The sequence below is a fragment of the Amycolatopsis sp. 3B14 genome (assembly GCF_050958625.1).
Taxonomy (GTDB): Bacteria; Actinomycetota; Actinomycetes; order Mycobacteriales; family Pseudonocardiaceae; genus Amycolatopsis_E; species Amycolatopsis_E thermoflava.
The window spans coordinates 188,749-210,587 of sequence record NZ_JBHZEN010000028.1 but is presented as its reverse complement, the minus strand read 5'-3'; the positions used below and the strand labels follow the sequence as shown (position 1 = coordinate 210,587).

The window sequence follows — 21,839 nt, the reverse complement described above, 5'->3', positions numbered from 1 at the left end:
TGCATATCACCTTGAGCCAGGGCCCCAAGCTTTGGGTTTTCGGCCGCCGGACCCAGCGCGGGTTGCGGCCCTGGCTCAAGGTGATCGTTGCGTGTCAGGCGACGGGATGACCACCCAGCTACCTTGGGTTCAAAGCCCTGGCGCTACGCGCCCGTGTACAGCAGGACGTTGGGGCTGTTTGTTCCTGCGCTGGTCACCTTGCCCGTCGTGGCTGCTGCCACCAGTGCGTCTCGCACCTGCTGGGGCGTCGCGGAGGTGTGGGTTGCCAGGTAGAGCGCTGCGGCTCCGGCGACGTGGGGCGTTGCCATCGAGGTGCCGCTGATGGTGTTCGTCGCGCTCGTGCTGCCGATCCAGTCCGACTTGATGCTGCTGCCGGGCGCGAAGATGTCCAGGCAGCTGCCGTAGTTCGAGTAGCTCGCCCGTGCGTCCGTGCTCGTCGTGGCTCCGACGGTGATCGCCGCCGGGACGCGGGATGGGGACGAGCTGCAGGCGTTCGTGTTGCTGTTGCCCGCCGCGACCGCGTACGTCACGCCCGCCGCGATCGAGGCCTTCACCGCGTTGTCCACGGCCGTCGACACACCGCCGCCGAGGCTCATGTTCGCCACCGCCGGCTTCACCGCGTTCTGGGTGACCCACTCGATGCCGGCGATCACCTGGTCGTAGGTGCCCGAACCCTCGCAGTCGAGCACCCGCACGGCGGTCAACTGCACCCCCTTCGCCAGACCGTACGCCGAACCACCGACAGTTCCGGCGACGTGCGTGCCGTGGCCGTTGCAGTCGCTGGCGTTCGAGTCGCCGTCGACGAAGTCGTAGCCGGACGTCGCGCGGCCGCCGAAGTCGCTGTGGCTCAGGTTGATGCCGGTGTCGATGATGTAGGCGTGCACGTTCGACGCGGTGGTCGAGTAGTTGTACGCCTGGTTCAGCGGCAGGTTGCGCTGGTCGACGCGGTCCAGGCCCCACGACGGCGGATTCGCCTGCGTGGCGGTGATCGTGACGCGCCGGTTCTGCTCCACGAACGCCACCGACGGATCGGCCGCGACCCGCTTCGCCTGCGACTCGCTCATCGACGCCGAATAGCCGTGCAGCGCACGCGAGAACGTCTGCCGCACGTTGCCGCCGAGTTTGCCGGTTACCTCGCTGACCAGCGAAGACACCGGTGACGACGATTCCTTGAACACCACGATGTAGCTGCCGGAGATCGCGCCGGGCGCATCCGCGCCGACGATCGACCCCTCCTGGGCGGAAGCCGGGGCGGTGAACCCGACGGTCGCGACCGCCGCGGCCGCGAGCGCCACACCGGCTGATCTGGCCTTGCTGAGCAGGGACTTGGACATGAGTCCTCCTTGGCAGGGCCGGCGCGATGAGCTGGGGAATCGCTCACCGCGCCGCAAGGGGTGAGACTTTTTCACGGTAGGACCGCGCTACCGCCCCGCGGAAGGACTGGCACCCGGGTGGCTCCCGGCGAAAGTAGGGCGGACCAGCCGCCCGGTCTGGATCAGTCCGCTGCCGTGACGCCCTCGATCACGTCCAGCACCTGCCGCGCCGTCACCGCCCCCACGGCCTTGCCCGTCTCGTCCACCACGACCCCCAGCCCGGCCGGCGACGACAACGCCGCGTCCAGCGCGCCCCGCACCGACGTGCCGCGCCGGTAGAGCGAACCACCGGCGACCAGGTCCGACTCGGCCAGCCCGCCGTCCACACTGGACCCGGGAGCCAGCCAGCCACGCGGCTGCCCGGAATCGTTCACCGCGAGCAGCCACTCCTCCGTCGGACCGGAGACGTTGTCGCCCAATGGAACCGTCGCCACCGAACGTACTTCCACACCAGTGGAGTCCACAAAAGACAGTCCACGGTAACCACGGTCGCGGCCCACGAAGGACGCCACGAAGTCGTCCACCGGGTGCCGCAGCACGTCGGCCGGCGTGCCGTACTGCGCCAGCCGACCGCCGACGCGCATCACGGCCACCTTGTCGCCAAGCCGCACGGCCTCGTCGATGTCGTGGGTGACGAACACGATCGTCTTGCCCAGCTGCGACTGCAGCCGCAGCAACTCGTCCTGCAGGCCCTCCCGCACGATCGGGTCGACGGCCGAGAACGGCTCGTCCATCAGCAGCACCGGCGCGTCCGCGGCCAGTGCCCTGGCGACCCCGACCCGCTGACGCTGACCACCGGACAGCTGCGCCGGATAACGCTTCCCCAGCTCCGCGGGCAGACCGACGATCTCCAGCAGCTCTGCCGCGCGGTCGCGCGCCTTCCGCTTGCCCCACCCGGACAACACGGGCACGGTGGCGACGTTGTCCAGCACCGTCCGGTGCGGGAACAGCCCGGCGTTCTGGATCACGTACCCGATGCCGCGCCGCAGCACCGGCGGGTCCTGCTCGCGGATGTCCTTGCCGTCGAGCAGCACCCGTCCCGAGGTCGGCTCGACCATGCGGTTGATCATCCGCAGTGACGTCGTCTTCCCGCAGCCCGACGGCCCGACGAACACCGTGATGGTGCCGTCCTCGACCGTCAGGCTCAGATCGTCGACGGCGAGCGTGCCGTCCGGGTAGCGCTTGGTCACGCCGTCGAACTCGATCAACACGCCCTCCCAGCGAAAGCCTTCCCGGAGACGCGCCCAGCGCCTCCGGGAAGGTCCAGCTTAGCCGGTGACGCCGTCCTCGATCGCCGCCTTCGCCACGGCGGCGGCGACCTCGGGGGCGACGCGCGGGTCGAGCGGGCTCGGCACGATGCGGTCCGGCCCAAGGTCGTCCTGCGCGACGGCGACGATCGCCTCGGCGGCCGCCAGCTTCATGTTCTCGGTGATCGCCCGCGCGCCCGCGTCCAGCGCGCCCCGGAACACGCCGGGGAAGGCGAGCACGTTGTTGATCTGGTTCGGGAAGTCGCTGCGCCCGGTCGCCACGATCGCCGCGTACTTGGCGGCCTCGTGCGGGTGGACCTCCGGGTCCGGGTTGGACAACGCGAACACGATCGGGTCATCGGCCATGTCGGCCAGCAACTCCGGCTCGATCGTGGACCCGGACAGCCCCAGGTACACGTCCGCCCCACGCAGCGCCTCGGCCAGGCCGCCACGCAGACCGGCCTTGTTGGTGGTCTGGGCCAGCTTTTCCTTGACCGGGTTCAGCCCGTCCCGGCCGGAGTGGATGATGCCGCGCGAGTCCAGCACCGTGACGTCGGCGACACCGGCCTCCTGCAGGATCTTCGCGCACGCGACACCCGCGGCGCCCGCGCCGGAGACGACCACCCGCTGCTGCTTGATGTCCCGGTCGAGCACCAGGTTCGCGCCACGCAGCGCGGCCAGCGTCACGATCGCCGTGCCGTGCTGGTCGTCGTGCATGACCGGGCAGTCCAGCGCCTCCTTGAGCTTGTCCTCCAGCTCGAAGCAGCGCGGCGCGGAGATGTCCTCCAGGTTGACGGCACCGTAGGACGGGCGCAGCCGCACCAGCGTCTCGACGATCTCGTCGACGTCCTTGGTGTCCAGCACCAGCGGGATCGAGTCCAGGCCGCCGAAGGTCTTGAAGAGCACCGACTTGCCCTCCATGACGGGCAGCGACGCGCTCGCGCCGATATCGCCAAGCCCCAGCACCGCGGTGCCGTCGCTGACGACGACCACCAGCCGGTGCGCCCACGTGTAGCGCTGGGCCAGCTCGGCGTTCTCGGCGATGGCGCGGCTCGCCTTGGCCACCCCCGGCGTGTAGGCGATCGAGAGGTCGCGCGGCTGCGAGATCGGGCGCGTGGCCGCCACCGAGAGCTTGCCGCCCTCGTGACCGCGGAAGATCTCGTCGTCGGTCACCGGCGAGTAGTCGGTACCCGTCGGCGGCACTGCCTCGGCCGCCGTGCTCTTGCTGACCTCGTCGTTCATCGATGTCCCTGCCCTCGTATCAGAGGTCTGAGCGTAGGTCATGGAAATGAATCCCTCCCGGGACCGTGTGCGGGGACACTGCCCCATCCCCCAGTGGCGTGGTTGATCTCGCAGCTCGGTAGCCCGGGCGCGGTGGCGCCGGCAGCCGGCTCGGCGTCCGTCTCGGCCGTGCGGAGCCCTTGGTGAGGCGACGGCCGCGGACGCGGCGGTCCCCCCAGTGTTGCAGGCTCCGCACCGGTTGTGATGCCGAGGTGCGGTTGATGTCACAAAAAGGGGAGGTCAACGGGGTTCTAGCAAGACGTCCGTCCGGCTTGGGAGTGCCCCGCTAAGGTTCGGTGTATGGAGGTCCGCCAGCTCGCCGTCCCCGACGCCTACGAGTTCACGCCGCGTTCGTTCCCGGACCACCGCGGCCTTTTCGTCGCGCCGTTCCAGGAGGCGGCGCTCGTCGAGGCGATCGGGCACCCGCTGCACGTGGCGCAGACGAACCACAGCGTGTCCCGGCGAGGGACGATCCGGGGAGTGCATTTCGCCGACACGCCGCCCGGCCAGGCGAAGTACGTCTACTGCCCGCGCGGCGCGCTGCTCGACGTCGTGGTGGACCTGCGGATCGGCTCGCCCACGTTCGGCACCTGGGACGCGGTGCGGCTCGATTCGGTGGACTACCGCGCGGTCTACATCGCGGAAGGCCTCGGGCACGCGTTCGTCGCACTGGAGGACGACACCGTGATGGCCTACCTCTGCTCCACCGGGTACAACCCATCGGGCGAACACGGGATCACCCCGCTGGACCCGGAACTGAGCCTCCCCTGGCCGTCGGACCTCGCGCCGATCCTGTCCGAAAAGGACGAAGCGGCCCCGGCTCTCGCCGAGGCCGCCGCCGCCGGACTGCTGCCGGTCTACGCCGACTGCGTCGCCCACTACGAAAAACTCCGCGCGGGCTAGAGCCTCATCCGACGACGTTCACACGCTCATCGTCCGCGTGCGCGCCGAACTCGGCGACGCGCACCTCCGCGATGCGCTCGTACCGGCTGATCCGGTCGGTCCACTCCGCGTCGACGCCGAACGCCGCCTGCGCGAAGCCCACCCGCCGGACGGCCTCGGCCAGGCCCGGATCTCCAGGGGCCAGCAGCCGCACCGGCGCGTCGAGCGCCACGGTGTGCGGCGGCACGAAGTACTCGTCCGGCAGAACGGTGCGCGCATGGACGAGCGCGCCGACAGCGACGACCGAGCCGGCCCCCAACCGCGCGCGCTGCAGGACCGTCGCCGCGGTCGCTACGTAGACGCAAGGCGGTGGGGTGGACCTGCGGTTCACACCCGCGGTGCCGGATGCGGATTCCCCGCGCTCGCACGATCACGACCGGATTCTCGGCCGACCGGCCGCGAGCGTGCTGGCGGATTTCGGACGTCTCGTTCACCCGTCGGCTGAGACGGGCTAAAAGTCCTCCGCCAGCACCCGCGCGATGTTGCGCTCGGCCAGCGCGGTGATCGTGACGAACGGGTTCACGCCCGTGCTACCCGGGATCAGCGAGCCGTCCGTGACGTAGAGGTTGCGGTAGCCCTTCACGCGCCCGTACAGGTCGGTCGCCTTGCCCAGCACCAAGCCGCCCAGCGGGTGGTAGGTGAACCGGTTCTCGAACGCGCGGGTGTCGCCGAACAGGTCGTAGCGGTAGATCGTCCCGTTCGCCGAGTTGATCCGGTCGAACAGGCTCTTCGCCGCGTCGATCGACGGCTGCCCCTGCGCCACGTCCCACTGCAGAACGGCCTTGTCGGCACCCGGGTCGTACTTGAACCACCCGCGCTCGGGGTTCTTCGTGATCGCCAGGTACAGGCTCGCCCACGTCTCCAGCCCGGCGGGCACCGGCGCGATCTCGGCGAACACCGGATTGACCGGGTCCTCCCACGCGTCGATGCCGAGCGCGGGCATGCCCGACTCGACGGCGCCGACCGGGTCCCACACGTGGTTGGCCCGGCCCAGCATGACGTTGCCGTTGGTGCCCCAGCCCTGGCCGATGTCCTCGCCGAGGTCCGGCAGCTTGCCGGTGTCGCGCGCCCGCACCAGCAACTCGGTCGAGCCGAGGCTGCCCGCGCCGAGGAACAGGTACTTCGTCCCCAGCTGACGCACGCCGAGCACGTTGCCATCGGCGTCGATCTGCCGCACCGTCAACGTGTACGTGCCGTCCTGCTGCTGGGCGATGTCGCGGACCTCGGTGAGCGTCTGGATGGTGACGTTGCCGGTGCCCAGCGCGGCGGCCAGGTAGCTCTTGTCCAGCGAGCGCTTGCCGTGGTTGTTGCCGTAGATGACCTCCGAGGCCAGCGCGGAGCGGGGCACCTCGCCTGCCTCTTCGCGGCGCATGTAGTCGAAGTCGTAGACGCTGGGCACGAACGTGGTCTTCAGCCCGGTCTTCTGCGCGTGCTTCCGTGAGACACGCGCGAACTGGTAGGAGTCGCAGGTCTCGAACCAGTCCGGGTCGATGTTGTTCACGCCCAGCATGGAGTTCGCGAGCGGGTAGTACCTGCCGTACATCTCGTCGGCGTCGACCTCGGGCAGGATTTCCTCGAAGTACCAGCGCTTCGGCGTCACGGCCATCGCGCCGTTGACCAGGGAGCCGCCGCCGACACCGCGGCCGACGTAGACCGACATGTCGCCGAAGTGCACCCGGTCCAGCACACCGGCGTACGGGTCGATGTCGCGGTTGGCCAGGTCGAGCCACAGGAACGAGGCCAGCGGCGCCTCCGTGCGGTTCTTGAACCACGACGACCGGCGGTCCGGGCTGAGCATGTCCGAGAAGATCTTGCCGTCCTCGCCCGGCGTGTTCCACAGCTGGCCCATTTCGAGCATCAGCGTCGGGACGCCGGCCGCACCGAGGCGCAGCGCCGTGACGGCGGCGCCGTAGCCGGTGCCGACGACGACGGCCGGCGAGTAGTCGGTGGCCGCCGAGGCGGAGGTCCGGGTCGAGATCGTGGTCAGCCCGAGCGTGGCGGCGGAGCTGAGCGCGGTCAGGCCGAGGAACCGGCGTCGAGAGAAGGACATAACGCGAACCATATTCGGATCAGCCGCGCTTTGTAAACGGTGTTAATCCCTAGTGGGGCGATGCCAGGGTCGGCTCCGGGCTTTCCCCGATGGTGCCGTTTGCGCAGGTCGGACAGGATTTGGATCATGAAGATCGCGCTCGCAGCGGCCGCCGTCGCCGCACTCGCCCTGACGGTCACCAGCGCTCTCCCCGCCCGCGCCGCGGAGGACACGTTCGCGGACTGCCCCGCCCTGCCCGCCGGCGCCGACCCGAGCCAGTGGCGCTGCGAGGTGCTCGACTCGACCGCCACCATGTCCTTCGGCGACGTCCGGGACCTCCCGCTGGGCCCGATGCGCCTGACCTTCGCCGAGGGGCAACTGGACGGCCGGTACGCGCAGGTGTTCGGCGCGCTGAGATCCGAGCCGGTCGCGGTGCCCGGACTGCCGCGCGCCACGGTGCGGTTCGGCTACGGCGGCCACTCCGACTTCCAGTCCAACGACGAACGCAAGGGCGAGATCGACCTGGTCGCCGAGTTCGACGCGCCCTACCTGCCGCGCGACTGCGCGACCGGCGTCATCCACTCCGTCCTGCGGGCGGACGGGCCGACCGAGGTCGTCTCGACCGATCCGCTGACCCTGAAGTTCGCCACCTACGACCACGAACTGGCCGTGCCGGCGACGGAGAACTGCGGCCCGCTCGGCCGGGTGGTCGACCACCGGCTCGGCCTGCCCGCCGCGTCCGGGACGAACTCCTACGCCCAGACCACGACGGTCCGCCTGCGCGACTACTGACGTTTGGGCGTCACCCAGATCGTGATGGTGGCGGTGACGACGGGTTTGCCCGCCCGGTCGGAGATGACGACGGGCACCGGCAGTTCCACGCCATCGGCGCCGAACTCCGGGATCTCCGGCAGCTCGGCGACCGCACGGAGGCCCGTCTCCGCCTTCGCCACGTACCGCACCGTCATGCCCTTGGGCAGCCACCGGTGCGTGGCGGGCAGGGTCGACTCGGCGAGCATCCCCATCGCGATCTCCGCGAGGTTGCACGCCGCGATCGCGTGAAACGTGCCGATGTGGTTGTGAACACCCCACCACTTCGGCGCGCGCACCGCGCAGTAGCCGGGACGCAGCTCCTCCACGGTCGGCAGCACCGAACCGAAATAGGGCACACGCAGGCAAATCGCGGTCGAGAACAGTCGTTTGCCGCCGGGCAGCGCGCTCAGCCGCTGCCACAACGAGTAGGTCGAAACCACCGGCTCCTCCAATGTTACCGACCGGTAGCAAAGCAGACCGGTGGCTATATTCGCAAACGTGGACCACGAGCTCTTCCTCTTCCGCCACGGTCAGACCGAGTGGTCGGTGAACGGCAAGCACACCGGTCGCACCGACATCCCGCTGACCCCCGCCGGGGAGAACCAGGCGCGCGCCGCCGGCCTGACCCTGCAGACGCTCCGCAAGGGCCCCGCGCTGGTGCTGACCAGCCCGCGGCAGCGCGCGGTGCGCACGGCCGAGCTGGCCGGGCTGCGGATCGACGAGCAGACCGAGGACCTCGCGGAGTGGGACTACGGCGACTACGAGGGCGTCACCACGCCGGAGATCCGCAAGACCGTGCCCGGCTGGACCGTCTGGACGCACGAGATGCCCGGCGGCGAGACCGTCGAGCAGGTGACTGCCCGCGCGGACGCCCTGCTGGAGCGGGTGCGCGCGGCGCTGGCCGACACCGAGGTGATCCTCGTCGGCCACGGCCACTTCAGCCGGGTGCTGATCGCACGCTGGATCGGGCTGCCCGCCACCGCCGGTGTCCACTTCGGACTGGACCCGGCCGGGGTGACGGTCCTCGGCGACGAGCGCGGCGAGCCGAAGATCGAGCACCTGAACATCCCGCCGTCCTGACCGTAGCGATCCCGTACCACCGACGCGGTCAGCTCGCTTGAATCGAGGTCAACGAGGACAGGCCGGCGCCATCCAGCTCGCCTAGCGTCGAGCCGTGCACTCCTTCGCTCGGGCCACCCACGTCGGCAGCCTCCTCCGTCCCCCGCGACTGCTGAAGGCACGGGCCGACCACGCCGCTGGCCGGCTCGACGACGCCGGGCTGCGGCGTGTCGAGCAGGAGTCGATCCTGGTGGCGCTTTCGGCGCAGCAGGACAGCGGCATCGGCGTCTACACCGACGGCGAGTACCTGCGAACGGATTTCATGAGCAGGCTCACCGAGCACGTGGACGGTTTCGCCGCGCAGGCGCCGTCGCTGGAATGGCGGTCCGGCGACCACGCCGAGGAGGACAGCGACATCCTCCGGCTCATCGGGGGCAAGCTCGCCTACCGCGAACGGTTCACCGACCGCGAGGCCGCCTTCCTCGCCGCACACGCGCCCGGCCCGTTCAAGATCGCCATCCCGGAGGTCACGAACTTCGTGGTGGCCAACTGGGACCCGCGGGTCAGCGGCCCGCACTACCCCAGCCGCGCCGACATCGTCGACGACCTGGCGGCCGTCCTGCTGCAGGAGGCCGCCGCGCTCGCCGAGGACGGCGTCCGGCAAGTCCAGATCGACGCGCCGTGCTTCATCGCCTTCGCCAATCCGCGCATCCTCGGGCTCCTCGAGTCGGAGGGCATCGACGCGCGGGATCTGCTGCGCCGCTGCATCGAAGCCGACGCGGCCGTCGTCCGGCTGCTGCGCGACCGCGGCGTCGTGGTGGGCATGCACATCTGCCGCGGCAACTACCGCGGCCAGTGGTTCAACGAGGGTTTCTACGACGACATCGCGGCGGACGTGTTCGGCGGCATCCCGGTGGACCACTGGCTGCTGGAGTACGACACCGAACGTGCCGGCACCTTCGAGCCGCTCCAGCACGTGCCGGACGGGGTGCGGGTCGTGCTGGGCCTGGTCACGACGAAGACCGGTGAGCTGGAGGACGCCGACGAGCTCGCCCGGCGGGTGGACGAGGCCGCGCGGATCGTCCCGCTGGCGGATCTGGCGGTCAGCCCACAGTGCGGGTTCGCATCCGAGGTGCGGGGAAACCCGCTGACTTGGGACGATCAGCGCCGGAAGCTGGACCTGACGGTTACGGTGGCGCAGCGGGTCTGGGGCGGGGTCTGAGTCTGGCAGGATCGGGTGCAGCTCACCCGCCGAATCCTGGGAGTCCCCATGCCCGACAGCCGCATCCGCCGGATCCGCGAGTCCGATGTGGACGAAGTCGCGCAGCTGGTGCACGAACTGGCCGCCTACGAGAAGGCGCCGCAGGACTGCCACCTGACGGCCGACCGCCTGCGGGTGGCGCTGTTCGGCGACAACCCGGCGGTGTTCGGGCACGTCGCCGAGCAGGACGGCGAGATCGTCGGCTTCGCGCTGTGGTTCCTGAACTTCTCCACGTGGCGCGGCGTGCACGGCATCTACCTGGAGGACCTGTTCGTCAAGTCCGAGCTGCGCGGCTCCGGCCTGGGCAAGGCGCTGCTGGCGACGCTCGCGAAGGAGTGCGTTGACCGCGGCTTCGCGCGGCTGGAGTGGTCGGTGCTGGACTGGAACCCGGCGACCGGGTTCTACAAGTCCCTCGGCGCGACCCCGATGGACGAGTGGACCGTCTACCGCCTCACCGACACCGCGCTGGACAAGCTCGCGAAGCTCGCCTAGTCCTCCTCGCCGCGCTCCCGGCGGCGGCCGGCCATCCCGCCGCGCTCGGCGGCTTCCTCCTCCGTCTCGTCCTCGTGCTGCCCGAGCGCCCACGCCCGCGCGGGCTGGCGGAACAGCAGCACGATGATCGCCACGCCGAGGACGATGATCGGCACCCCGAACGCCGGCCGCCCGGACGGCCCGGCCATGTACCAGCCGACGCCCGCGGTGATGAGCGCCATCACCAGCCCCGGCGAGCGGGCCCAGGTGTGGCCGAACAGCAGCCCGATCGCGCAGCCGACGACGGCGAGCCCGAACAGCACGTAGAAGGCACCCTCGGCGAGCACGCTGGTCAGCGGCATGGAGTCACCGGGCGAGGCGAACAGCAGCGCGCCGAACACCAGCAGGCCGATCCCCGGCAGGACGGTCAGCGCGCCGGCCACCCTGACCTCGCGCGGAGCGGGTGAAATCTTGTCGGCGAGCGCCATCGCGAAGGGCCTTCCACCAGCGGCTGAGCGGCACGGGTGACCGTGCGTGAACGCCATCGATACTAAGCCACCCGGTCGGCCGTTTTCGAACCGCGGCCAACCGCGCCAAGATCTGGGTGTCGTCGATGAGCCGGCGGACGCCCGGGGTGCACTTGTCACGACGAACGGACCGTGCCGAACGACGGGAGGTCAACCGGCAGTCTTTTCGCAGTGATGAGGTTCGCGCTGACGCTTGGGATGCGCCCGATTGGCCTACCCTGCGAGCATGCGCGCGATTCTGGTGGTCAACCCGCAGGCCACGTCCACGACGGCAGGCGGGCGGGACGTGCTCGCGCACGCGTTGGCCAGCCAGGTGAAGCTGGAGGTCGTGGAGACCGACTACCGCGGCCACGCGCTGGCGGTGGCCAGGGACGCCGCACGGGACGGGGTCGACCTGGTGGTCGCCCATGGCGGTGACGGCACGGTGAACGAGGTCGTCAACGGCCTGCTCGCCGACGGGCCTGGCGCGCCGGTGCCCGCGCTCGGCGTCGTGCCCGGCGGGTCGGCCAACGTGTTCGCGCGCGCCCTCGGTGTTTCCCGGGATCCGGTGGAGGCCACGCACCAGCTGCTGTCGGCCATCGAGTCGGGCCGCAGCCGCCGCGTCGGGCTGGGCCTGGCGGACGGGCGGTGGTTCACCTTCAACGCGGGCCTCGGCTGGGACGCCGACGTGGTCGCCACGGTCGCCGACCGGCGCGGGAAACAGACCAACGCGCAGCTGTACATGCGGGCGGCGGTGACGTGCTACTTCCGCCCGCGGTCCCCCCGGTTGCCGCTCACCGTGCACGTACCCGGCGAGGAGCCGGCCGAGGTGCGGATGGCGTTCGTGTCCAACACGGATCCGTGGAGCTACCTCGGCGAGCGGCCCGTTCACCTCAACACCGGCAGCTCCTTCGAGCGGGGTCTCGGGCTGTTCGCGCTGCGCAAGCTGTCGCTGCCGCTGGTGTTCCGGCACGTCCGCCAGGCGCTGCGGGCGGAGGCCGAGCACCGCGGCAAGGCGCTCGTGAAGTACGACGACCTGGCGAAACTCAGCGTGACCGCGGAGGAGCCGGTAAACTTCCAGGTCGACGGCGACCTGATCGGCCGTCGGACGCAGGTGGACTTCACCAGCGTGCCCGACGTGCTGACCGTGCTGGCGTGAGTGATCGGTCCGGCGATCTGCAACTTGCCGTTCGTCGACGCACACGGTCCACTCACCGCATCGTCCTTCCCCCGCGAAGGCCGTTTCGGAGAGAAACCGCAGGTCAGCGGGGTCGCCTGACCAGGTGAGCTGACTCACCGATGTTGCGAAAACACTTGTCGAAAGCGGTGCTTCGTGAAAGCATTCACAAGCACCCCAAGAAACGATCCGCCATGACGACCTGTGGCGCAGCACGCTCTGCGCCCCGAGAAGGAGCTCACAGAAATGGACTGGCGCCACGACGCTGCCTGCCGCGACGAGGACCCCGAGCTGTTCTTCCCTGTCGGGAACAGCGGTCCCGCGCTGCTGCAGATCGCCGAGGCGAAAGCCGTATGCCACCGCTGCCCGGCAGCGTCCGAGTGCCTGGCCTGGGCCCTGGCCAGCGGCCAGGACTCCGGTGTCTGGGGCGGGATGAGCGAAGACGAGCGCCGTGCCCTGAAGCGCCGTCGTGCTCACATCGGCATGCGCACCGCCTGACCTCTCCACGCGCTGCGGCGTCGCTTAACGCGTCTCTTACGAGAGTACGCGGGACCTGACGCAGGGGCTCACACGCCCCCACTTAACGTTCGAAGGCCCGGCACCCACCTCCCGCGGGTGCCGGGCTTTTGAACGTCCTGAGCAGGGATTTTGGCTTTCGGCTGCTCTCGCCCGAGTGGGTTCCGCACATGCCCGGTGACGGTCCACCCGACTCCTGGGCTCCTGCTTTCGTCCGGCGTCGGCTCCTGCTCCGACCAACTCCAGCTGCCGCTCCTGCCTGGCGGCTGCTCCCGTTTCGTCACCGGCACCGGCCGTCGCCCTGTCTGAGCGCCTCCCATCCGCGCGAGACGCCCACTCACACGGGCACTGTTGGCCCTCTCGCCTAGGCACCATTGGCTGGCTCTCTCGCTGGCCCTCTCCGGCCTCTCGCCGGCCCTTTCGCGCTCCACGCACCACTGGCCTACCCACGCGGGCACGGTTGGCCACCTCACCGGACACGACTGGCCACCTCGCGCGGGCGCGACTGGCCACCTCACGCGGGCGCGACTGGCCACCTCACGCAGCCACCAGCGGCCACCTCGCGCGGGCGCGACTGGCCCACTCACCCGCGCCCCGACCGGCCACCTCACGCAGTCCCGACTGGCCACCTCACGCGGGTGCCAGCGGCAACCTCGGGCAGTCCCGATTGGCCACCTCACGCGGGTGCCAGCGGCCACCTCACGCAGTCCCGACTGGCCACCTCACGCGGGTGCCAGCGGCAACCTCGGGCAGGCGCGACTGACCCACTCGTGGGAAGCACACGACCGGCCACCTCACACACGCACCGGTGGCCACCCCATGCAAGCACGACTGGCCACCTCACCGCGGGCCACACGACCGGCCACCTCACGCAGCCACCAGCGGCCACCGCGCACGGGCGCGACTGATCCACTCACCCGCGCCCCGACCGGCCACCTCACGCAGTCCCGACCGGCCACCTCACGCAGCCCCGACCGGCCACCTCACGCAGCCCCGACCGGCCACCTCACGCAGCCAGGACTGGCCCCCTCAAGCAGGTGCAGCGGCAACCTCGCACGGGCGCGACTCGCCAACACAACCCGCCCACCCCAGCGGGCCCAAAAAAAACTACGGCCGCCGCCCCAGGGGAAGCCTCAACGCGGCCTCCGTACCGCGCGCCGCACCGTCCCGCAGCTTTCGCAACGACAGCGAGCCCCGCAGCTCGGACTCGACCAGGGTGCGCACGATCTGCAGCCCCAGCCCGTCAGCCCGCTCCAGCGAGAACCCGGACGGCAACCCCCGGCCGTTGTCGCGGATCAGAACATCCAGCCAGCGCGCCGAGCGGCTCACCACGATCTCCACCTTGCCCGGCCGCCCATCCGGGAAGGCGTGCTCCACCGCGTTCTGCACCAGCTCCGCCAGCACCATCACGAGCGGCGTCGCGATCTCCGCGACCACCACCCCGAACGAGCCGGACCGGCTGATGCTCACCCGCGACTCCGCGGTCGCCACCTCGCCGACCATCGGCAGCACGTTGTCCAGCAGCTTGTCCAGGTCGACCCGCTCGTCGACCGACACCGACAGCGCCTCGTGCACCATCGCGATCGACGCGACCCGCCGCACGGACTCCGTCAGCGCCTGTCTCGCCTCGGCATTCGAGGTGCGCCGCGACTGCAAGCGCAGCAACGCGGCCACCGTCTGCAGGTTGTTCTTGACCCGGTGGTGGATCTCCCGGATCGTCGCGTCCTTCGACAGCAGCGCCCGGTCCCGCCGCTTCACCTCGGTCACGTCCCGGCACAGCACCAGCGCCCCCGCCGGCTGCCCGTGCGGCCGCAGCGGCAACGCCCGGAACAACACGACCGCACCCCGCCGCGACTCGGCCTCCGTGCGGCTGCCCGGCTTCCCGTCCAGGGCGTCCAGGATCCGGTGCGCGACCTCCGTCGCGTCGAACGGGTCCCGGATCAGCGACCGCGTCAACGGCGCCAACCGCGTCCCCACCAGGTCCGACTCGTGGCCCATCCGGTGGTACGCCGACAGACCGTTGGGGCTCGCGAACACCACGTTGCCGGCCGCGTCCAGTCGGATCAGCCCGTCCCCCACCCGCGGGCTCGTGTGCACGTCCGTCTGGCTGTCCACGTGCGGGAACGTGCCGTCGACGATCATCTGGCACAGATCGCCCGCACTACCCAGGTAAGCCACCTCGAGCGGGCTCGGCACGCGCGGCGCGGCCAGGTTCGTCTCACGGGACAGCACCGCGATCACGTTCGAACCGAACGTGACCGGGATCGCCTCCCGGCGCATCGGCAGATCGCGGTACCAGTGCGGGTCCTCCTCGCGGCAGATCCGGACCTCCCGGATCGCCCGCGCGAGCTGCGGGTGGTCCGCCACCGTGAACCGCGCGCCGACCACGTCCTCGGGGTGCGCGGTGGGCGCCGTGGTGGGGCGGGCCTGCGCGACGCACACGAAGTCGCCGCCCTGCTCGTTGTGCTCCGGCGACACCGGCACCCACAGCAGGAAGTCGGCGAAGGACAGGTCGGCGAGCAGCTGCCACTCGGCCACCACGGCCTGGAGGTGGTCCGCCGCCTCGCCGGACAGGCCGGTGTTCTCGGCCAGCAGGTCGGAAAGTGTCGTCACGCTGGTACTCCTCCTCGGGGCAGCTCAAGTGAACCAGAGCGGGACCTTCCCAGCACCCGTCGGGGCGAACCTGAGACACTGGTGGGCAGATCGCGACCAGGGAAGGAGCAGGCATGTCGAAGCGAGCCCGCAAGCGCCGCGACCGCCGGAAGAACGGCGCCAACCACGGCAAGAAGCCCAACAGCTGAGTTCGGGCAACGAGAAAGGCCCCGGTGTCATGCACCGGGGCCTTCGTCGTGTCCGGGGTACTACTCGGCGTTCTGCTCGAGCCGGACCTCGGTCCGCTCGATCGTCAAGTCACCGCGCCGCTCGACCGTCTGGTAGATCGACGCCCGCAGCTTCTGCTTGAACTCGTCCGGTGCGGTGTCGCCGCCGCACTTGCGGTGCAGGAGCTGCTTGAGCTGCTCGTCGATGCCGTACTCCTCGAGGCACGGCGGGCAGTCCTCGATGTGCTTGCGCAGCTGCGCGTCCCGCTCCGGGCTGCACTCGCGATCCAGCAACAGGAAGATCTCGGCGAGCGCCTCGGAACAGCGGACGTCGTCCTTGTGCGGCTCACGACCGGTGGTCATCGCGCTACCTCCTGCTTGGCGCCGCGGATGAAGCCGCGCTCGCGCGCGACGTCGGCGAGCAGGTTGCGCAGCTGGGCGCGGCCACGGTGCAGGCGGGACATCACGGTCCCGATCGGCGTGTCCATGATCTCGGCGATTTCCTTGTAGGCGAAGCCCTCGACGTCGGCGAGGTACACGGCGAGCCGGAACTCCTCCGGCAGCTGCTGCAGCGCGTCCTTGACGTCGCTGTCGGGCAGCCGGTCCATCGCCTCGACCTCGGCCGACCGCAGACCGCTCGAGGTGTGGCTCTCCGCCTGGGCGATCTGCCAGTCGGTGATCTCCTCGGTCGGCTGCTGCACCGGCTGACGCTGACGCTTCCGGTACCCGTTGATGTAGGTGTTGGTGAGGATGCGGTACATCCAGGCCTTGAGGTTCGTGCCCTCCTTGAAGGAGGCGAACGCGCCGTAGGCCTTGAGGTAGGTCTCCTGCACGAGGTCCTCGGCGTCCGCCGGGTTCCTCGTCATGCGCAGAGCGGCCGAGTACAGCTGGTCCAGCAGCGGCATCGCGTCGCGCTCGAAGCGCTCGGCGCGCTCTTCGACCGGCTCCTGCTCGGAGCCGGATTCGGGCACCGCGGAGTTCTGCGTGCTCGGCAAACCGTTCCCTTTCCCATCCGCGTCGAAGCGGTCCACACCCGTGGCCGGGTGCGCATACGACAGCTTCGAGGATACGCGGACGGGCTTGGCCGGGCCGGGTACACCGGCCGGCCGGGTGACGGCCTGCACACGGGCTCGTCGATCAGCAAGCTTTGACGGCACGTCCCTGTCAACACCGCACGATCCGGGCACATTCCCCGCCGCGGGAAAAGGACTTGCGCCTCCCGGCTAACGTGCACCCCATGGCCGGGAAGGGAACGCCGGCGACCGCCCTGCTCGCGAAGCAGAAAGTCGCACACAAGCTGCACGCCTACGACCACGATCCGAAGCACGAGTCCTACGGCCTGGAAGCGGCCGAGGTGCTTGGGCTCGAACCGGACCGCGTGTTCAAGACGCTGGTGGCCGATGTGGACGGAAAGCTGACGGTGGGCGTGGTGCCGGTCACCGGACAGCTGGACCTGAAGGCGCTGGCCGCGGCGGTCGGCGGCAAGCGGGCGAAGATGGCGGACGCGGCGGCCGCCCAGCGCGCGACCGGTTACGTACTCGGCGGCATCTCGCCGCTGGGCCAGCGCTCGCGGCTGCCCGTGGTGATCGACGAGACGGCGGAGAAGTTCGAGACGATCTACTGCTCGGCAGGCCGTCGCGGCCTGGAGGTGGAGCTGGTGCCCGCTGACCTGGTGCGCCTGACCTCCGCCACGGTGGCGCCCATCCGCGCCTGACCCGGCTGGCGGCACCCGGCCACGATCGCGCCGACACAGGCAGCGTACCTCGGGCGCGACGCCGCCCAGCCGACGCCTGCCGCCGCGGCCTGGAGGTAGAACTGGTGCCCGCTGACCTGGTGCGACTGACCTCCGCCACCGTGGCGCCCATCCGCGCCTGACCCGGCTGGCGGCACCCAGCCACCACCGCGCTGACCGGCGCCGCGGCGAGCACCGTGCCTCGGGCGCGACGCCGCCCAGCCGACGCCTGCCGCCTACGTCAGTGGCCGCAGCACCTTCGCGAGCCACTCGTGCACCGTGCGGTACACCGCTTCCAGGTCGGCGTCCAGCGCGTGCGTCCCGCGCACCACGACGACCTCGTGGTGCGGCCCCGGCTTCGGGCAGCCGAACGGGTCGGTCTCGCCCTGCACGACCAGCGTCGGGACCTCCACGGCGTCCAGCTCGGCCTGCCTGCTCTTCTCCGGCCTGCCCGGCGGGTGCTCCGGGAACGCCAGGCACAGCACCGCCACCGCCTGCCCGGCCGCCGCGGTCCGGCACGCCACCCGCGCCCCCGACGAGCGGCCGCCGAACACCATCGGCAGGTCGTCGAAGCGGTCGCACAGCTCCTCGGCCACCGCGAGCCACGCCGTGTCCAGCTGCTTCGCAGGCGCGGGCGCCCGGCGGCCTGCCACCCGGTAGGGCTGCTCGACCAGCGCGACGTGCACCCCGGCCGCCTGTCCCGCGCGCGTGGCCGCGACCAGGTCCTTCGCCTCGATCCCGCCGCCGGCGCCGTGGCCGAGCATCAGCACCGCCTCGCCGTCGGGCGCGCAATGCAGCTCCGCCATGGCCGGGCCGTGCGGTGTCGGGATCTCGATCCGGGTCATGGGTTCGGCAGGTCGAACAGGGCTTCGGCGGCGTCCAGGTCGGTGGCCGGCTCGACCCGCTCGATCAGCTCCGGGCCGTTGTTGCGCACGTTGCCGACCCGGTCGGACACCGGCCGCAGCTCGATGGTCTCCATCAGGTCCATCGGCGGCGCCAGCAGCTCGCCGACCTCGGTGCGGTCCGGGTCGAGCCAGTCCGCCCAGTTCCGCTCGTGGATGACCAGCGGCATCCGGTCGTGCACGTCGGTCAGCCGCCCGGCCGCGTCGGTCGTGATGATGGAAAAGGTGATCAGCTGCGGGGCATCCGGGGCCTTCGGGTCACGCCAGGTGTCCCAGATCCCGGCGAAGGACAGCGAGTGGCCGTCCGGCCGGGTCATGTAGAACGGTTCCTTCTGCTTTCCCGTGCGCCGCCACTCGTACCAGCCGTCGGCGGGCACCAGGCAGCGCCGCTGCGCGAGCGACTTCTTGAAGGCCGGCTTCTCGGCCGCCGTCTCGGCGCGGGTGTTGATCATCCGGTTGCCGACGGACACGTCCTTGGCCCAGAACGGAACCAGCCCCCAGCGCATGACCCGCAGGCTGCGCACGGCTGGCTCGTCCTCCAGGACCTGCCCGTCGGCATCCCGCGGGTGCCGCTGCACCACGGTGACCACGTTCTTGGTCGGCGCGACGTTGTAGTCGGCCTCGCGCGCCTTGCCGTCGGTCTCGTCCACGGCGTCGAACTCCTGGGCCAGATCGGCCGGGTTCTTCTTCGCCGCGTAGCGGCCGCACATCTCGCCCAACTCCTTCGGACCGGCTGCGGATAACCCATCGTGACACGGGTGGCGCACCACTGGCGAGCGGGATGGGGGATCATCTGTGCTCGGAAGGAGGCTCGGGGCTTGGCACGCAGGGACTGGCGCGATCTGGACGAAAGCGATGTCCGCGTGCGCCCGGGAAAGGGTTCGCGCCCACGCAGCAAGCGCAGGCCGACCCACTCCGACGCCACCCAGGCGATGGTGATCGCGGTCGACCGCGGCCGTTGGACCTGCGCGATCGACAGCGACCCCGGCCGCCTGGTCACCGCCATGCGCGCGCGTGAGCTGGGCCGGACCCCGGTCGTCGTGGGCGATCAGGTCGGCCTGGTCGGCGACACCAGCGGCGAACCGGGCACGCTGGCCCGCATCGTCCGGGTCGACGAGCGCACCAGCCTGCTGCGCCGCACGGCCGACGACACGGACCCGTTCGAGCGGGTGGTCGTCGCCAACGCCGAGCAGCTGCTCATCGTCACCGCGCTGGCCGATCCGCCGCCGCGGCCCGGGTTTATCGACCGCTGCCTGGTGGCCTGCTACGCCGGTGGGCTGCAGCCGGTCCTGTGCCTGACGAAGGCCGACCTGGCGAGCCCGGACGAGCTGCTGTCCCGCTACGCCGAGCTGGACGTGCCCGCGGTGGTGACCCGCTTCGACGAGGATTCGCTACCGCTGGCCGAAACCGTGCGCGGCCGGGTGTCCGCGCTCGTCGGCCACTCCGGCGTCGGCAAGTCGACACTGGTGAACCGGCTGGTGCCGGACGCCGAGCTGGCCACCGGTGAGGTCAGCGCGGTCGGCAAGGGGCGGCACACCTCCGTCGCGGCCGTCGCGCTGCCGCTGCCCGACGGCGGCTGGGTGATCGACACGCCCGGTGTGCGGTCGTTCGGCCTGGCGCACGTGACCGCGAACGACATCGTGGCCTCCTTCGACGAGTTCGCCGAGGCCGCCGAGGAGTGCCCGCCGGGGTGCGGGCACCTCGGACCGCCGGAGGACCCGGACTGCATGCTCGACGAGGTCGAGGACAAGCGCCGCCTGCCATCGCTGCGCCGCCTGCTCGCGTCGCGGGCGGGCATGGAGGTTTGATCTTCGCCCGGTTTGCCCATCCCAGTCGGTGACAACCCACATGGGGGACATTCGACTGAGGGATTCTTGTCATGCGCAAAATCGCTCTCCTGGCGGGTGCGCTGGCGCTGGTCGCCGGCACCACCGCCTGTGGTTCGACCGCCGAGTCCGGGCAGGCGGGCGAGACGCCCGCGCTGTTCGGCAACGCCCAGGAACTGGTGCTGGCCTCGTCCGGCAAGACCGGCCAGGCGCAGACGGCGAAGTTCACGCTCACCGGTTCGGTGGCAGGCCAGACCCTGGACGCCGGCGGCGAAGGGCGCTTCGCCGGGCCCTCGCCCGCGATGAGCATGACCATGACCGTCGCCGGGCAGAGCCAGGAGATGCGGGTCGTGGACGAGGTCCTCTACCTGAAGCTGCCGCCGGAACAGGCGGCGCGAGCGGTCGAGGGCGGCAAGCCGTGGGCGAAGGTCCCGGAGGACAGCGAGGTCGGCAAGGCCATCGGCGCGAGCATGGACCAGGCCGCCCAGGGCGACCCGACGCAGATCCTGGAGCAGATCCAGCAGGCCGGCACGATCACCCGCAGCGAGCAGACCACCCTCGACGGGCAGCCGGTGAGCCACTACTGGGTCAACCTGGACGTGGCGAAGGCCACCGACACGCTCAACACCGGTGAACTGCCACCGGAGGTGCTGGACAAGCTGAAGAACTCCGGCGCCGTCATCCCGGTCGAGATCTGGCTCGACTCCGACCAGCTGCCCGTGCAGGTGACACAGGACCTGACGCAGGTGATGCAGGCGGCGGGCGCGCCGGCCGGTTCGCAGAACGCCACGATGACGATGAAGTACCGCGACTGGGGCGCGCCGGTCGACGTCACGGCCCCGCCCGCCGATCAGGTCGGCGAGCTGAAGACCGCGAGCTGACGGAAGTAACGCCGGAGTCCTCTTGGGACATATCCCCGTTAGCCACCCGAAGACGGGTGGCCCCGACCAAAGGGGAATGTTCCACATGAAGAAAACCGCTCTCGCGTCCGGGATCCTGGCGCTGGTGCTCGGGCTCACCGCGTGTGGTGGCGGGGAGTCCGGCTCCAGCGGCGGGACCGCGGGGCCGACGCTGTTCGGCAATGCGCAGGAGCTCGTCCGGGCGGCGTCGGCGAAGACCGGTCAGGCGCAGTCGGCGAAATTCAGCATCTCCGGCTCGATCGCCGGCCAGCAGATGACCGGCTCCGGCGAGGGCCGCTTCAACGGCGCCGACAGCGCGATCGCCATGACGATGACCGTCGCCGGGCAGAGCCAGGAGATGCGCATCGTCGACAAGGTCCTCTACCTCAAGCTGCCGGAGCAGGCGCAGGCCGCGACCGGCGGCAAGCCGTGGGCGACGTTCCCGGAGGGCAGCGAGGCCGCGAAGACGCTGGGCGCGAGCCTCGAGCAGGCCGAGTCGAACGACCCGTCGAAGACGCTGGAGCAGATCGAAAAGGCAGGCACGATCACCCGCAGCGAGCAGACCACGCTCGACGGGCAGCAGGTCAGCCACTACTGGGTCACGATCGACGTGGCGAAGGCGTCCGACGAGCTGGCCTCGTCCGGCCTGCCCGCGGAGACGCTGGAACAGCTGAAGTCGATGAACGTGACCTACCCGATGGAGCTGTGGCTGAACAGCGACCAGCTGCCGGTGCAGATCACGCAGGACCTCGGCCCGGTGATGCAGGCCGTGGGCGCGCCCGCCGAGGCGCAGCAGGCGAAGATCACGATGAAGTACAGCGACTGGGGCGCCCCGGTCGACGTCACCGCCCCGCCCGCCGACCAGGTGGGCGAGCTCAAGATCGGCGGCTGACACCCGTTGTTGCGGCGCGGTCTCGGTTCGCCGGGACCGCGCCGTTTTCGGTAACGCGAGTGTCCCTTCGCGACATATGTCCGGTAGTTCACCC

General features: G+C 70.5%; 23 protein-coding genes and 1 pseudogene. 12 read left to right on the top strand and 12 right to left on the bottom strand.

The genetic code is table 11. The features are described from left to right. Positions 1–146: 146 nt before the first annotated feature. From ACCP09_RS18320 to ACCP09_RS18310, 3 genes and pseudogenes are all read right to left on the bottom strand, one after another. Positions 147–1,334, bottom strand: a pseudogene (locus ACCP09_RS18320) (S8 family peptidase); the annotation flags it as partial. A 161-nt stretch (positions 1,335–1,495) separates the two neighbouring features. Next, positions 1,496–2,584, bottom strand: coding sequence for an ABC transporter ATP-binding protein (locus ACCP09_RS18315; RefSeq protein WP_433748154.1), 1,089 nt, complete (start codon positions 2,582–2,584; stop codon positions 1,496–1,498). A 57-nt stretch (positions 2,585–2,641) separates the two neighbouring features. Continuing rightward, positions 2,642–3,862 carry an NAD(P)-dependent malic enzyme gene (locus ACCP09_RS18310; protein WP_354955168.1) on the bottom strand — a complete coding sequence of 407 codons (1,221 nt, stop codon included), beginning with the start codon at positions 3,860–3,862 and terminating at the stop codon, positions 2,642–2,644. Positions 3,863–4,201: 339 nt separating this feature from the next. Between ACCP09_RS18310 and ACCP09_RS18305 the strand changes: the two genes are divergently transcribed. Continuing rightward, the gene (locus tag ACCP09_RS18305; protein ID WP_433748150.1) at positions 4,202–4,804 is read left to right on the top strand and encodes a dTDP-4-dehydrorhamnose 3,5-epimerase family protein; all 603 of its coding nucleotides are present in this window, start codon (positions 4,202–4,204) and stop codon (positions 4,802–4,804) included. Positions 4,805–4,808: 4 nt separating this feature from the next. Here ACCP09_RS18305 and ACCP09_RS18300 read toward each other — a convergent pair whose 3' ends face one another. Together ACCP09_RS18300 and ACCP09_RS18295 are read right to left on the bottom strand one after the other, a co-directional pair. Continuing rightward, complete coding sequence (locus tag ACCP09_RS18300; protein ID WP_433748147.1) at positions 4,809–5,102, bottom strand: hypothetical protein; 294 nt, start codon at positions 5,100–5,102, stop codon at positions 4,809–4,811. A 192-nt stretch (positions 5,103–5,294) separates the two neighbouring features. Continuing rightward, on the bottom strand, positions 5,295–6,893 hold the full coding sequence (locus ACCP09_RS18295) for a GMC oxidoreductase (protein WP_433748145.1): 1,599 nt from the start codon (positions 6,891–6,893) through the stop codon (positions 5,295–5,297). Between the two features lie 126 nt (positions 6,894–7,019). Here ACCP09_RS18295 and ACCP09_RS18290 point away from each other — a divergent pair, with 126 nt between their 5' ends. Beyond that, positions 7,020–7,664 (top strand): hypothetical protein, encoded by a 645-nt coding sequence (locus ACCP09_RS18290; protein ID WP_027934175.1) that lies wholly within the window; start codon positions 7,020–7,022, stop codon positions 7,662–7,664. Here ACCP09_RS18290 and ACCP09_RS18285 read toward each other — a convergent pair. Next, positions 7,658–8,125 (bottom strand): hotdog fold domain-containing protein, encoded by a 468-nt coding sequence (locus ACCP09_RS18285; RefSeq protein ID WP_123684951.1) that lies wholly within the window; start codon positions 8,123–8,125, stop codon positions 7,658–7,660. The two genes, ACCP09_RS18290 and ACCP09_RS18285, sit on opposite strands and share 7 nt — an antisense overlap. A 58-nt stretch (positions 8,126–8,183) precedes the next feature. Here ACCP09_RS18285 and ACCP09_RS18280 point away from each other — a divergent pair, with 58 nt between their 5' ends. From ACCP09_RS18280 to ACCP09_RS18270, 3 genes are all read left to right on the top strand, one after another. Continuing rightward, positions 8,184–8,765: an acid phosphatase gene (locus ACCP09_RS18280; RefSeq protein WP_020420492.1), complete on the top strand. Its 582-nt coding sequence runs from the start codon at positions 8,184–8,186 to the stop codon at positions 8,763–8,765. A gap of 94 nt (positions 8,766–8,859) precedes the next feature. Beyond that, on the top strand, positions 8,860–9,966 hold the full coding sequence (locus tag ACCP09_RS18275) for a cobalamin-independent methionine synthase II family protein (protein WP_433748140.1): 1,107 nt from the start codon (positions 8,860–8,862) through the stop codon (positions 9,964–9,966). A gap of 48 nt (positions 9,967–10,014) precedes the next feature. Continuing rightward, positions 10,015–10,497, top strand: a complete 483-nt coding sequence (locus tag ACCP09_RS18270) for a GNAT family N-acetyltransferase (protein WP_027934172.1) — start codon at positions 10,015–10,017, stop codon at positions 10,495–10,497. On the opposite strand, the gene ACCP09_RS18265 is transcribed toward ACCP09_RS18270, so the two are convergent. After that, complete coding sequence (locus ACCP09_RS18265) at positions 10,494–10,964, bottom strand: DUF7144 family membrane protein (RefSeq protein WP_208722397.1); 471 nt, start codon at positions 10,962–10,964, stop codon at positions 10,494–10,496. The two genes, ACCP09_RS18270 and ACCP09_RS18265, sit on opposite strands and share 4 nt — an antisense overlap. 265 nt (positions 10,965–11,229) lie before the next feature. On the opposite strand from ACCP09_RS18265, the gene ACCP09_RS18260 reads away from it, so the two are divergent. Next, on the top strand, positions 11,230–12,141 hold the full coding sequence (locus tag ACCP09_RS18260) for a diacylglycerol/lipid kinase family protein (RefSeq protein ID WP_027934170.1): 912 nt from the start codon (positions 11,230–11,232) through the stop codon (positions 12,139–12,141). 264 nt (positions 12,142–12,405) lie between these two features. Continuing rightward, positions 12,406–12,657, top strand: coding sequence for a WhiB family transcriptional regulator (locus ACCP09_RS18255; RefSeq protein ID WP_026153466.1), 252 nt, complete (start codon positions 12,406–12,408; stop codon positions 12,655–12,657). A 1,125-nt stretch (positions 12,658–13,782) separates the two neighbouring features. Here ACCP09_RS18255 and ACCP09_RS18250 read toward each other — a convergent pair. Then, the gene (locus ACCP09_RS18250; protein WP_017984702.1) at positions 13,783–15,288 is read right to left on the bottom strand and encodes a sensor histidine kinase; all 1,506 of its coding nucleotides are present in this window, start codon (positions 15,286–15,288) and stop codon (positions 13,783–13,785) included. Between the two features lie 113 nt (positions 15,289–15,401). Between ACCP09_RS18250 and ACCP09_RS18245 the strand changes: the two genes are divergently transcribed. Continuing rightward, a complete protein-coding gene (locus ACCP09_RS18245; protein ID WP_369794341.1) occupies positions 15,402–15,476 on the top strand; it encodes a 50S ribosomal protein bL37 in 75 nt (24 codons plus the stop codon). 60 nt (positions 15,477–15,536) lie between these two features. On the opposite strand, the gene rsrA is transcribed toward ACCP09_RS18245, so the two are convergent. Both rsrA and ACCP09_RS18235 read right to left on the bottom strand, forming a co-directional pair. Further along, a complete protein-coding gene (gene rsrA, locus ACCP09_RS18240) occupies positions 15,537–15,857 on the bottom strand; it encodes a mycothiol system anti-sigma-R factor (protein ID WP_433748133.1) in 321 nt (106 codons plus the stop codon). Beyond that, a complete protein-coding gene (locus tag ACCP09_RS18235) occupies positions 15,854–16,489 on the bottom strand; it encodes a sigma-70 family RNA polymerase sigma factor (RefSeq protein ID WP_026153467.1) in 636 nt (211 codons plus the stop codon). Before ACCP09_RS18235 ends, rsrA begins: the two co-directional genes overlap by 4 nt. A gap of 242 nt (positions 16,490–16,731) precedes the next feature. Between ACCP09_RS18235 and ybaK the strand changes: the two genes are divergently transcribed. Beyond that, positions 16,732–17,208, top strand: a complete 477-nt coding sequence (ybaK, locus tag ACCP09_RS18230; protein WP_433748130.1) for a Cys-tRNA(Pro) deacylase — start codon at positions 16,732–16,734, stop codon at positions 17,206–17,208. 254 nt (positions 17,209–17,462) lie between these two features. Here ybaK and ACCP09_RS18225 read toward each other — a convergent pair whose 3' ends face one another. After that, the gene (locus ACCP09_RS18225; RefSeq protein ID WP_027934168.1) at positions 17,463–18,071 is read right to left on the bottom strand and encodes an alpha/beta hydrolase family protein; all 609 of its coding nucleotides are present in this window, start codon (positions 18,069–18,071) and stop codon (positions 17,463–17,465) included. Next, the gene (locus ACCP09_RS18220) at positions 18,068–18,838 is read right to left on the bottom strand and encodes an SOS response-associated peptidase (protein WP_433748126.1); all 771 of its coding nucleotides are present in this window, start codon (positions 18,836–18,838) and stop codon (positions 18,068–18,070) included. The genes ACCP09_RS18225 and ACCP09_RS18220 overlap by 4 nt, the downstream gene beginning before the upstream one ends. Before the next feature lie 108 nt (positions 18,839–18,946). On the opposite strand from ACCP09_RS18220, the gene rsgA reads away from it, so the two are divergent. The 3 genes from rsgA to ACCP09_RS18205 all read left to right on the top strand — a co-directional run bounded on the left by rsgA (position 18,947) and on the right by ACCP09_RS18205 (position 21,745). Further along, positions 18,947–19,936 carry a ribosome small subunit-dependent GTPase A gene (gene rsgA, locus ACCP09_RS18215; protein WP_017984708.1) on the top strand — a complete coding sequence of 330 codons (990 nt, stop codon included), beginning with the start codon at positions 18,947–18,949 and terminating at the stop codon, positions 19,934–19,936. 71 nt (positions 19,937–20,007) lie between these two features. Beyond that, positions 20,008–20,835 carry a hypothetical protein gene (locus tag ACCP09_RS18210; RefSeq protein WP_433748122.1) on the top strand — a complete coding sequence of 276 codons (828 nt, stop codon included), beginning with the start codon at positions 20,008–20,010 and terminating at the stop codon, positions 20,833–20,835. 85 nt (positions 20,836–20,920) lie between these two features. Next, positions 20,921–21,745, top strand: a complete 825-nt coding sequence (locus tag ACCP09_RS18205; protein WP_231960734.1) for a hypothetical protein — start codon at positions 20,921–20,923, stop codon at positions 21,743–21,745. Positions 21,746–21,839 lie beyond the last annotated feature (94 nt).